Origin of the sequence: Calothrix sp. FACHB-168, from assembly GCF_963889195.1 — a bacterium.
GTDB classification, from domain to species: domain Bacteria; phylum Cyanobacteriota; class Cyanobacteriia; order Cyanobacteriales; family Nostocaceae; genus Aulosira; species Aulosira anomala_A.
In genome coordinates this window covers 103,160-115,691 of sequence record NZ_CAWPNJ010000023.1, presented here as the reverse complement: position 1 = coordinate 115,691, position 12,532 = coordinate 103,160, and the positions used below count along the sequence as shown (strand labels likewise).

General features: G+C 43.1%; 9 protein-coding genes. 3 read left to right on the top strand and 6 right to left on the bottom strand.

Annotated features, from left to right (window positions below; translation table 11 throughout):
- Nucleotides 1–79: 79 nt before the first annotated feature.
- The gene (locus tag AACW45_RS15030) at nucleotides 80–1,273 is read right to left on the bottom strand and encodes an ABC transporter substrate-binding protein (RefSeq protein WP_190633377.1); all 1,194 of its coding nucleotides are present in this window, start codon (nucleotides 1,271–1,273) and stop codon (nucleotides 80–82) included.
- 360 nt (nucleotides 1,274–1,633) lie between these two features.
- Here AACW45_RS15030 and AACW45_RS15025 point away from each other — a divergent pair, with 360 nt between their 5' ends.
- Nucleotides 1,634–3,031 (top strand): MFS transporter, encoded by a 1,398-nt coding sequence (locus tag AACW45_RS15025; protein ID WP_190633362.1) that lies wholly within the window; start codon nucleotides 1,634–1,636, stop codon nucleotides 3,029–3,031.
- 155 nt (nucleotides 3,032–3,186) lie between these two features.
- Here the strand turns inward: AACW45_RS15025 and accD are convergent, their stop codons facing one another.
- From accD to leuB, 4 genes are all read right to left on the bottom strand, one after another.
- Complete coding sequence (accD, locus tag AACW45_RS15020; protein ID WP_190633361.1) at nucleotides 3,187–4,137, bottom strand: acetyl-CoA carboxylase, carboxyltransferase subunit beta; 951 nt, start codon at nucleotides 4,135–4,137, stop codon at nucleotides 3,187–3,189.
- A 581-nt stretch (nucleotides 4,138–4,718) separates the two neighbouring features.
- Entirely contained in the window at nucleotides 4,719–5,540 is an 822-nt protein-coding gene (locus AACW45_RS15015) for a prepilin peptidase (RefSeq protein WP_190633360.1), read from the bottom strand.
- Nucleotides 5,541–5,814: 274 nt separating this feature from the next.
- Nucleotides 5,815–6,084: a hypothetical protein gene (locus AACW45_RS15010; RefSeq protein ID WP_190633359.1), complete on the bottom strand. Its 270-nt coding sequence runs from the start codon at nucleotides 6,082–6,084 to the stop codon at nucleotides 5,815–5,817.
- A 207-nt stretch (nucleotides 6,085–6,291) separates the two neighbouring features.
- Nucleotides 6,292–7,374: a 3-isopropylmalate dehydrogenase gene (gene leuB, locus AACW45_RS15005; protein ID WP_190633358.1), complete on the bottom strand. Its 1,083-nt coding sequence runs from the start codon at nucleotides 7,372–7,374 to the stop codon at nucleotides 6,292–6,294.
- A gap of 346 nt (nucleotides 7,375–7,720) precedes the next feature.
- Here leuB and AACW45_RS15000 point away from each other — a divergent pair, with 346 nt between their 5' ends.
- Both AACW45_RS15000 and AACW45_RS14995 read left to right on the top strand, forming a co-directional pair.
- On the top strand, nucleotides 7,721–8,053 hold the full coding sequence (locus AACW45_RS15000; protein ID WP_190633357.1) for a hypothetical protein: 333 nt from the start codon (nucleotides 7,721–7,723) through the stop codon (nucleotides 8,051–8,053).
- A 189-nt stretch (nucleotides 8,054–8,242) separates the two neighbouring features.
- Entirely contained in the window at nucleotides 8,243–8,365 is a 123-nt protein-coding gene (locus AACW45_RS14995; RefSeq protein ID WP_277880398.1) for a hypothetical protein, read from the top strand.
- A gap of 547 nt (nucleotides 8,366–8,912) precedes the next feature.
- On the opposite strand, the gene AACW45_RS14990 is transcribed toward AACW45_RS14995, so the two are convergent.
- Nucleotides 8,913–12,425, bottom strand: coding sequence for an nSTAND1 domain-containing NTPase (locus AACW45_RS14990; protein ID WP_190633356.1), 3,513 nt, complete (start codon nucleotides 12,423–12,425; stop codon nucleotides 8,913–8,915).
- Nucleotides 12,426–12,532: the final 107 nt, after the last annotated feature.

Sequence of the window (12,532 nt, the reverse complement as noted above, 5' to 3'; positions counted from 1 at the left end):
TTCTCTGTGTCCTCCGCGTCTCTGTGGTTAAATAAATTATTTTTGAACCGCAGAGCCGCAGAGAGCGCAGAGAGAATACTTATTCCATCGCTTTAATCTCCTGATTCGCCGCATTTTCTGCCCGCACCATAGCTTGCTTTAACGGCTGCTCCCCTAGCAAAGCACTAATAAATTGGTTATCAAAATTATTCACAATAGCGGCTGGATATTTACCTGCTTGCCAAGGCGTAGCATAGGACACACCGCTTACAAAAGGCGATCGCAAAGTATCTTTGTCATAACCTAATTTCTCAGCTACAGATTTTCGCGTCGGTAGCGCAAACCCGGTTCCCGTCCACTTTTCCATCCCGGCTTTACCTGTGAGATAAGAAATTAATTCCCAAGCCTCAGCTTTGTGTTTGGCTTGTTTATTCATCACATAGGCGACGGTAAAAACCATTGTATTTTTTTTATCATTAATAGTTGGTACTTCTGCGGTAGCAAACTCCAAATCAGGGAAAGTTTCCTGAAGATAAGTCAGCGCCCAATTCCCCTCAATTACCATTGCAACTTTACCCTGTCCAAACATTTCGCTACCTGAGTTTGTCCCTACATCGGATTTTTGGGCAGAGGTACGGTCTTTTTGATACTGATCGATAACTAATTGCAAACCTTGTAACCCTGGTTTTCTGGCAAAGGTAGCGTTATCATTTTTACCTATAATTTGTCCGCCAAAGGCTTTAATTTTATAAACTTGACGGGCTAATTCAGGAACTTCCCCAAAGCCATATTTATTCAACTTACCTGTTAATTGCCGCGAGTAGCTGCGTAATTCTTCCCAAGTCTTGGGTGGACTATTTAAACCCTGGTGAGCGAAGGCTTTTTTGTTATAAAACAGCGACAGGGTTGAGTAATCTTTGGGAAAGCCGTAAATTTGATTTTGGTATTTGAAGCTATTGAGTAGATTAGGTTCAAAATCGGCTAAGTCAAATTCGGGGGTAATATAACCATCTAGCGGTTCGAGGACGTTTTGACTCATCAAAAAAGGAGCCTCCAGCGCATCTAGATAAAATACATCTGGTGCAGCTTCTCCGATTAAGCGAGTTTTAATCACGTCCATGTATTGATCGGAAATTACCTCATACTTAACTTTAATTTGGGGGTGCTGGGTTTCAAAATCTTGGATTACCTGCTTGAGGAGTTTTTGCTCAACTTGATTACCTCCCCAACCGCTAAGTTTCACAGTCACCCCTGTAGATATCTCGGATAGTGATAGACTGTGCCAAATAATCATGGCGATCGCGATCGCTATTGCCAATCCCAAAAGCTTGTACAATTTGCTGCTAATCACGTTATCATCACAGTCACTCTTTCTTTACTTATATCGTCTGTCGCTAAAACCCGATATTTCCCCATCTGAATTTTTGTTGCAAATCTCTATTCCCTACGCCCTAGCCCCTAGCCCCTGTTACCCAAGCTACAATGGCGAGAAATTATCGGCAACTTAAGAAGTAAAAAGTAAAAAGATAATCCCCATAAATAAATTTAGGCGGCTCACAAACATTTTTCTTTTTCTTTCTTTTGCCTTTTAACTTTTTACTTTTGCCTTGTTCGGTGACAATTCTACGGTTCATTATCCGTATAAATTTAATTTATGACTTTTGTTCCGATTGACACTGTTGCGCCTGTGAGTTTGGAAATTACCCAGATTCCCGCGCCACAATCAGCATTTATTTCTCCGACAAAGCCCAATCCGCAAGATTATAAAGATGCTATTCGTACCAGCTTGCGAGCTTCAACTCTAGATGCTGTTTTCGCCGCCGTTTTTGGTGTAGCTACTGGTGGTATTTTACTCAGCAATTTTCTATTAGAGTTGGGTGCTAGTCCCTTGGTGTTTGGGATGCTGTCGTCTATTCCGATGGTGGTGAATTTGGTTCAACCATTAGGTGCTTTATTATCGGAACGCAGCAGCAGCCGTTTCCAATATTCGCTGAAAACTCATGGAATTGCGCGGTTACTGTGGCTAATTCTCGGCTTTAGTATTATTACTTCACCCTGGATTGGGATAAATTCTCAACAGTTAATATTATTAACCCTGTTAGTTGTACTGTTCAGTGGCTTGTTAGGGGGTTTGGGAAGTGCATCTTGGCTAAGTTGGCTAGCAACGATTGTTCCGCGAAAGTTACGAGGTAGGTATTTTGGGATTCGTAATAGTGCATCTAGCTTAACTAATTTGCTGTGCGTACCTTTAGCAGGGCTAGCGGTATCGCATTGGTATGGTGGCACTTTACAAGGTTACGGGATAATTTTATTTGCAGCGATCGCTTGCGGGATAATTAGCATCTGCTGTCAGTACTTTCAAACTGACATGAATCCCGCATTACAAAACAGTAGTCTTGTAAAGTACCAGCAAACTAGTAAATCTGCGGAAACTGTTACTGTCACGGAAATAACTAGCCCACCCAATGATTTGGCAATTATCGGCATTAACTGGAACTTTTTCCGGTTTCTACTTTATTTCGGCTTTTGGACGCTGGCTTTTAATATCAGTGCGCCTTTTTTCAACTTTTACATGCTAGATAAGCTACATCTAGATGTCAGTTGCGTAACGCTTTATGGTAGCCTCCAGGCGGGAGCTAGTATGTTATTGATTGTCCTGTGGGGTAAATTAGCCGATAAAATCGGTAACCGACGGATTTTAATGTTAGTAGGAATTTTAGTAGCACTGACACCGTTATTGTGGCTAGGTGTGAGTGCGAATAGCTGGAATATTTGGTTGTGGTTACCGCTATTACACATTGTCACAGGCGGAACCTTAGCAGCAATTGATCTATGCAATAACAATTTGCAATTAGCGATCGCACCACTGAAAAATCAGTCTATCTATTTTGCGATCGCTTCTGCTGTCGCTGGTTTTAGTGGTGCTTTAGGCACAACTATTGGCGGCTTCATCGCCGAATTTGCCGGACAAGGCGCTTTACTCGGCTTATTTGCCCTATCTAGCCTTTGTCGCCTAGCAGCAATTTTACCCCTGATATTTGTTAAAGAATAGGGCATTGGGCATTGGGCATTGGGCATTGGGCATTGGGCATGGGGCATTGGGCATTTTTCATAGACGCGATGAATCGCGTCTCTACAATGTCTTCCTTGTCCTCCTTGTATCCCCTGCCCCCTGCTCCCTGCCCCCTGCCCCCTCTAGCCCCTCACTTACTCAGCAGCGCTAGAACTCAAGCTCATGCTTTCCCATAACACCATGTGGGGCGCGGTGGGTATGGGTTGGTGTAAACCAATCAGCTGGGCGAGAGTGTTCTTTAACTGGGTACGGGAAACGATTTCGTCAACGAAACCATGCTTGAGCAAATCTTCGGCAGTTTGGAAATCTTCGGGTAGTTTTTCGCGGATGGTTTGCTCAATGACTCGTCTACCGGCAAAGCCAATGGTAGCTTTGGGTTCTGCGAGGATGATGTCGCCTAACATGGCAAAACTGGCTGTTACACCCCCGGTGGTAGGATGAGTCAAAACAGGAATATATAAAAGTTTGGCGTCGCGATGGCGTTGTAAAGCGGCGGAAATTTTCGCCATTTGCATCAGGGAAAGCATACCTTCTTGCATTCTCGCCCCCCCAGAAGTGCAGACGATGATTACCGGGTAACGGCGTTGGGTGGCTTGCTCAATCATGCGGGTGAGTTTTTCCCCGACGACGGAACCCATGCTTCCACCCATGAAGCGAAAATCCATTACTCCTAAAGCTACGGGTAAACCATTAATTTGACCAAAACCAGTTTTTACAGCATCAATTAAACCAATTTTTTCTTGCATTTCCCGCAAGCGATCGCTGTAAGGTTTGCGATCGCGAAATTGCAGGGGATCGGTAGGACGCAAATTCTCGTCTATTGGTTGCCAAGTGTTAGCATCAATTAATTGGCGAATGCGTTCGTCGCTATCTACTCGATTATGATGACCGCATTCCACACAAACCATCTGATTTGCTTTTAGGTCTTTTGTATAGGTGAGTACACCACACTTAGCGCACTTGTGCCATAACCCATCAGCAATTTCTCTTTCTTGACGTTCCTGATTAATAGTGCCTGATTTCCGGCGATTTGCAAACCAATCCAATAGTGACTTTAAACCGCGTGATTCTTCGTTGTTTGCCATTTTTATCTTATTAATTGGGTAATGAGGTCGAAAACTGAGTCAAGAAGCTAGAGGGATTACAGGGTAAAAAGTCCTCATTCCCCAGTCGTGATTTGGGACTGTGGACTGGATATGGTTTGTGTGGTGGCTCCGCTAGGGGAAAGACACGTTTGTTCATCCCGTTTGGCTCTTGACTATTGACTAATCGTCAAATTACGCTTCTTAGCTATTCAGACCTTATTTTGCATCTTTGGTTGCCAGCTTAACGAAAATGCTGATGCCAACACAACTGTGTTATCAGTTTTATCTTTGTGGAAGTATTGGCAAAGGTCTTACATATTAATCCCCCCCAACAGGACGCTCTTCCCCAACCCCAGAAGGGGACACTTGCTCCCAAATCAAGACTTCGTATTGCTAGGTTATGAGCAGTTAGCTCGTTAAGAGGGTAATACTGGTCACAGGATGATATTACCAAAATCTGAAGAATTAATGGCGTAATGACAGTTACAGTCATGGGGGTAGAAATTTCTTATGATTGATTAATGGGGTTTAAAATGGGATTTTAAATTGTCCATGTGGGACTTTGTTTTTGCCTCCTTTATTTAAATTACTGGAAAAAATAGCCGCAAGTACGCCGATAAAATCGCTTCACCGCCAAATAAGGCGATCGCCGCCCCAATCGCCAGAAATGGCCCAAAGGGTATTTTTTGACCAAATCTGCCCTTTGAGAATGTAATTGAGGCAATCCCCACTAAGGTTCCCACTCCACAAGCGATAAAAGCCGCTAGCAGCAAATATTTCCACCCCAGCCAAGCCCCCATCATGGCGGCTAATTTGGCATCCCCTGCGCCCATTGCGGTTTTACCCAGAGCAATGGAGCCAAAAAGAGCGATCGCATCAAATAACCACAATCCCACCACTGCGCCAACTATTCCCATCATTAAATGTCTAATAGCTCCCACAGAACTACCTTCGGGAAACAATCCAATAACTATTTGAAATATTATTCCCAATACCAAACCAGACTGCGTCAGTTGGTTTGGTAATGTCATAGTATCTAAATCGATGAGGGATAAGGCCAATAACCAGCTACAAAACGCCCAATAACCAATTGTTAAAATAGAAACTTTAAATAAGAGAAAAACTAGTAAAAATATTACGCCCGTTAACGCTTCTACCACCGGATAGCGGGCAGAAATCTTGCTTTTACAATAACGACACCGACCTTTTAACCATAGCCAGCCAAAAACAGGCACATTATCATAAGCTTTTAGTTGGTTGAGGCAATGGGGACAGCGAGACGGCGGCCAAAGTACCGATAATCCGGCTGGTAACCGATAAACCACAACATTGATAAAACTACCGATAGATGCACCTAAGGCGAAGACAACAGCACTCGCCGGCAGGATTATTAAAATATCCATAATTAGTCATTAGTCATTAGTCCTTTGTTATTTGTACTTTGTCAGTCGTCAGTTGTCAGTTTTTAGGTGTCATCTGTCCCTTGTCATTCCTCATTTGTCTAGCAACCAATGATTAATGACTAGTGACTGTTGACGGTTGACTGTTGACGGTTGACGGTTGACAACTTTACGGGCGGGTTCACAAATATCCTCACCGATCAACGATAATTCTCAATCAACCCGCCCCTACTGACGGTTGACTGTTGACGGTTGACTGTTGACTAATGACTTTTGACTAATACATCTGGGATTCAATTTGACTTAACGGCACAAAACATTCTTGCGGTAACAGAACTGGCTGATTAGTAAAAATTACCTTACCGCGATGATTAACGCGATTAATAGCTACACCTGTAGGCTGTCCAGTAACTTCTGGATGTGCTTCGCAGAGAGTGTAGTAAATCTGACCAGCAGCCCGGATGACAGCAGGATCAGCCAAAGGTGGCTGAGAATACTGACTGCGGGGAGCAGTATAATTTTCGTTTCCTTGTCGTAAAGCGTACACTATGGATGTTATTGCTTTCTAGATTTGTCTCTAGTTTATATGAAAGTTTCCGTAACGGTTGCCAAAATGATCCAGTTGTTGGGCATTGGGCATTGGGCATTGGGCATTGGGCATTGGGCATTGGGCATGGGGACAAGGCAGAATAAATCTTGTAGAGACGCGATTCATCGCGTCTTTGATTCATCGCGTCTTTGATTAATCCCGTCTCTAACCAATCGCTTTAATTAAAGCTTCACCCATAGCGCGACAGCCTAAAAGATTGGTACCAGGGGAGAGAATATCGCCAGTGCGATCGCCTTGTTCGAGAACTTGGAAAACGGCGTTTTCGATGGCGTCGGCGGCGGCTGGTTGATCTAGGGCGTACCGTAGCATCATGGCTGCACTTAATACTTGTGCTAGGGGGTTGGCTTTATCTTGTCCGGCGATATCTGGGGCGGAACCGTGAACCGGTTCAAATACGCCGGGGGCGGAAGCACCTAAACTAGCTGAGGGGAGCATTCCAATACTACCTGTGAGCATAGCAGCAGCATCGGAGAGAATATCGCCAAATAAATTACCTGTGACGATGGTATCAAATTGTTTGGGGGCGCGGACTAATTGCATTGCCGCATTATCGACGTAGAGGTGCGAGAGTTCCACATCGGGATATTCTTGGGAAAGTTTGGTGATGCGATCGCGCCATAGTTGAGATACTTCTAAAACATTGGCTTTATCCACTGAACAAAGTTTCTTACCGCGTTTTCTGGCGGTTTCAAAGGCGACTCTGCCAATGCGATCGATTTCTGATTCGGTGTAAACCATTGTATTTACACCCCGCTTCTCTCCCGTCTCAGTTTCAAAAATCCCCTTGGGTTTACCGAAGTAAATTCCTCCAGTGAGTTCGCGCACCACCATAATATCCACGCCTTCGACAACTTCCCGCTTTAAAGTTGAGGCATCAATTAACTGGGGTAAAATTTTCGCTGGGCGCAAATTGGCAAATAATCCCAACCCCGCACGTAATCCTAACAATCCCGCTTCTGGGCGGAGATGAGATGGTAAAGTATCCCACTTGTAACCACCGATAGCAGCGAGTAATACTGCATCGCTGTTACGACAAGTATCTAAGGTTGCAGCCGGTAGGGGTTCGCCAGTAGCGTCAATAGCTGCACCACCGATTAAAGCTTCTTGAAAATCAAAACTTATATCAAATTTTTTCCCCACGACTTTCAGCACATCTACCGCTACGGCCATAATTTCGGGGCCAATGCCATCGCCGGGGAGTAAAGTAATGCGGTAGTTTTGAGTCATAGCTAGTTTTTACTGAGTAAATGCTTGCAGATTAAATATCATACCTAGCAACGTGTACTCATGAGTTAGTAGATATGCGGTAAAAATACATTTTCTTGTGGGGTGGACATCTTGTCCGCCCAGGACGGGCGAGACGCCCATCCCACAAGAGTTTGACGAATGCACTATTTTAGTCTAGACATTCCACTACTAAGCTATGGTTTGCCAAGAAATAAACAGACGCGATCGCTCGCGCCTGGTTACTAAGTTAGGAGTGTTAAATGAACAAGTTTTGACTTCTTGCTCTTAGCTACTACAAACCCCCAACACTCAATTCCAGATTTTCATTAGTCAAATTGATATCGTTTTGATTGTCGTCAATGTTGTGTTGATTGTCGTCAACGTTGTGTTGATTGTCGTCAATGTTGTGTTGATTGTCGTCAACGTTGTGTTGATTGTCGTCAACGTTGCGTTGATTGTCGTCAACGTTGTGTTGATTGTCGTCAACGTTGTGTTGATTGTCGTCAACGCTGTGTTGATTGTCGTCAACGCTGTGTTGATTGTCGTCAACGTTGTGTTGATTGTCGTCAATGCTGTGTTGAAGTACTGTAATAATCGGCTTTTTCAGCTTAAACCGACCTATGGTAAAGGCGATCGCACTCACGGGAAATACAGCAGATTGCCAGTTTGTCAAGTATAAATCATCGTAGGGGCATAAGCACCGCTTGCCCCCACCCGGCGACATCATTTATCTAAAATCAGGCGATCGCATTTTCTGAAAAATATCACAAGCGATCGCATTTACTGAAAAATATCACAAGCGATCACAAACCGGAAACACCCCAATTTTACCGGGAATAAATTTGTAGTGGGAGCATCTTGCTCCCTAATGTCACAAAAGCAAGCGATCGCATTTAATGAAAAAATATCACCAGCGATCGCATTTCATGAAAAATATCACAAGCGATCGCAAACCGGAAACACCCCAATTTTACCGGGAATAAATTTGTAGTGGGAGCATCTTGCTCCCTAATGTCACAAAAGCAAGCGATCGCACTTCCTGAAAAATATCACAAGCGATCGCACTTCCTGAAAAATATCACAAGCGATCGCAAACCGGAAACACCCCAATTTTACCGGGAATAAATTTGTAGTGGGAGCATCTTGCTCCCTAATGTCACAAAAGCAAGCGATCGCACTTCCTGAAAAATATCACAAGCGATCGCACTTCCTGAAAAATATCACAGGCGATCGCAAACCGGAAACACCCCAATTTTACCGGGAATAAATTTGTAGTGGGAGCATCTTGCTCCCTAATGTCACAAAAGCAAGCGATCGCATTTAATGAAAAATATCACAGGCGATCGCATTTAATGAAAAATATTACAGGCGATCGCAAACCGGAAACACCCCAATTTTACCGGGAATAAATTTGTAGTGGGAGCATCTTGCTCCCTCATGTCACAAAAGCAAGCGATCGCATTTAATGAAAAAATATCACCAGCGATCGCCTTTATCCCAACTAATTTTTCTATTTGCTCTACTCTCTTAATTACGAATTACGAATTATCACACAGATTCCTATCGCTCTCACTCAAATTCACGTTAGGATTATTTAAATAATATTGCAACCACCCGCAACCCCGCGCCAATAAGTCATCTAAATTCTCCACAGGCCACAACCGCGCTGTATTGTCAGATGATGCGGTGGCGATGGTTTTGCCGTCCGGGCTGAAACTCACACTATTGACACTGGACTTATGCCCTTTGAATTCTTGTAAAAATTGCCCTTCCAGGTTCCACAACCGCGCTGTATCGTCATCTGATGCGGTGGCGATGGTTGTGCCGTCCGGGCTGAAACTCACACTATTGACATAGCCATCATGCCCTGTGAATTCTTGTAACAGTTTCCCTTCCAGGTTCCACAAGCACACTGTCTCCTCTAATGCGGTGGCGATGGTTTTGCCGTCCGGGCTGAAACTCACACTATTGACACAGTCATAATGCCCTTTGAATTTTTGTAACACTTTCCCTTCCAGGTTCCACAACCGCGCTGTATCGTCATCTGATGCGGTGGCGATGGTTGTGCCGTCCGGGCTGAAACTCACACTATTGACACTGGACTTATGCCCTGTGAATTCTTGCAACAGTTGCCCTTGCAGGTTCCACAACCGCGCTGTTTTGTCATCTGATGCGGTGGCGATGGTTTTGCCGTCCGGGCTGAAACTCACACTATTGACACTGGACTTATGCCCTGTGAATTCTTGCAACAGTTGCCCTTGCAGGTTCCACAACCGCGCTGTTTTGTCATCTGATGCGGTGGCGATGGTTTTGCCGTACGGGCTGAAACTCACACTATTGACACTGGACTTATGCCCTTTGAATTTTTGTAACAGTTTCCCTTGGAGTTGTTTTGCTAACTTCTCATCTTTCTTTTTCTGTTCTGCTAACAACTCACTTTCATGTTGCTGGCGAATTAGAGATACTAAATAATCATGCACCAGTTGATAACGATCAGCCGGAGATTCTTGTAATAGCAATACCAAACCAGATTTAACAAAAACCTCCAATACCAAATCTAATTCTTTAGCTTCTGCTTCTGAAGCTGCGGTTAATTCAGCCTTGGTTTTTAAGGGGCGTTTATCGTTTTCATCAGTTAATAAATATAAAACTAATCTCGCAGCCCGTTCATTATCTGCACCACAATCTTTAATAACTTCTTTTAAAAATCGCTCAACTAATTTCTCTTTCGTCCCCGCCTGACGATACTTTTCTAAACTTGTAATTTTCTTAGTTTGCAATTGCGCCCCCACAATTTGCAACTCAATCGGGCGTACTTCCCCAATCTCCCCCGCCAAATCTTTCACCAATTCATCAATCAGGTTAGGCTGCAAATAAAAATGTGTCCTCTCCGTCAAACTTTGAATTACAGTCTTAGCATCATCGGGTGAAAAATTACCCAAATAATAACGAATATTTTTATCAAGAATATTATTATTAATAACTTTTAAATCAAATAGCCGCTCTAACTCTAATAAATAATGTAAATAATCTTCCCGCAAAGACAAAATCACCTTGACAAAAGGTATATCTAAACATACACGCAGAAATTCATAAAACGGTCGCCTTTGCTTTTGGTCTTGATAAACAAAGAAAAACTCTTCAAATTGGTCAAATATTAAAACAGTTAATAAATTTAGTCTTTCATTGTTCCGCAACTGCTTTATAATATCATCAGGTGAATTTAAAGATATTTCCTGCAAACTCTCAACACTTTCTACTAACTTCCTGCCTAACATCCCTAGCCAATCTGTATAACTGCGCAACAAAATTGGTAATGCATCTCGCTCACCAATTGGTTGTTGTTGCAAAGCAGGGATTAATCCCCCTTGTAAAATTGAACTTTTCCCGACTCCCGACTGTCCATGAATTACAGTTAATTTATGTTCAGTTCCGCTAACTCTTTCTCGTAAGCGCCGCACATCTTGAACTCGACTAGAAACTGTAATTTCTTGCGCAATTGTTTCTGTATTTTCTAGTTGTAATTGTGCCGGGTTAATTGCTTGTCGCTGGGGGTTAAGATAAGATGCACCAACAAAAGCCCGAAAACCATATTGCTGTTCAATTTGTAATCGCTCTAACTTGAGATGAAAAGCATCTAAATATCTACCTTGCTTAAAGTAAAGTTCCCGCAATCTTGATAAAATCGCGATATATAATTGCGGGTTGTATTGCACATTACTTTCTAATTTTGCTTGTTCTAAAGTCCCAATTTCTGCGCTGACTTTGCCTAAACCCCGTTGCGCACGCGCTAACAATACCCGGTAAAAACTCAACTCATGGGGTTGTAATATCATACCTGCTTGATTACTTACTAAACCCAAAGAACCCCACCCCGCCAAAGCCATGCTTACTCTCCCCTCCCCGCCTGCGGGGAGGGGATTAAGGGGTGGGGTACAAGGGTGTTGCATCCCCACAGAAATCGCTATATTTAAAACTTCTAGTGCTTGTTGTGCAAATTGCTGTGCTTTTTTCCAGTGCGAATTTTGTAACGCCACCTCAGCCAAAAAACCATAATCTTGAGCTATCTGTCGCGGCGTGCCATCATCTTTATGGAGTCTCAGCGATTGTTTCGCCAAACTTTGTAAATCGCTCCATGCTTGTAAACTCCGCAGCACTTCACCCAACTTACTAATATATTGAGCAATTAAATCCGGCTTTTGTGCTTCTTCTAAAATCTCAATGGCTTGCTGAAAATAATTTCTAGCTGTTTGCCAATCGCCTTGATTTTCTTCCTCATTAATCGTAGCCCGTCGTTGATATGCTAAAGCGATATGGGCTAATAATATACCTTGCCGTTCTAAATTATTACTTTGTTGCCAAAACCCTAAACTTTGCTGATATTGTGTTAAAGCTGCATCAATTCTGTCATATAAATAATCGTGCAAACCAAGGGCAAATTCTAAACTCGCTTGAATAGCTGGATCTAAAACTTCCTCGCGGCTTTGTAAATCTTGTTGCGCTGTCGAGAGTTCCCAACAAATTTGCCGATTTGGGATAACATTCCCTGCAAATATATCATCAGTTTTTTGCCGCAGCAACTCAATTAAATTCTGCATACTATTATTAAAATTAATTGTCGTCGCCCAATTATTTAAATCTGCTGCCAAGCGAATCATTTTTTGCAGCACTTGGTCATTAATCCACAATAAAATCGGAAAGGAGAAATTCTTTCTAAACTCTTCCCTAACCTGATTCGCCGCAGTCAGCACCGTATCAATATCCTTCACCGACTCCAAACCAAAAACCATCAAAGCTTTGGGCTGTTCATCTCCCAATTGCGATTTAATAGCCGTGTAAAGAGTTTTCACCGATGCAGGTAAAGTTATTTCCCGAATTTCCACCGGAGATAATTGGTGCAACCGTTGAACAATGCGTTGACGTAAAGCTGCATAATTACAGCGTAATAATATCAGCGAAAATTCACCTTGAGAAAGCCTAATTGCTCTCACCAAAGTTTGTAATGATTCTTCGTTACCAGCGTCTAAATTGTGGATTTCTTCATGAGTCATAAAATCATTGTAGGGTGGGCAATGCCCACCGCAACCCGGATATAAACCACATCTATTTTGAAAACCATAGTTTTAAAAGTAGTGGGAGCATCTTGCTCCCTGGTGGT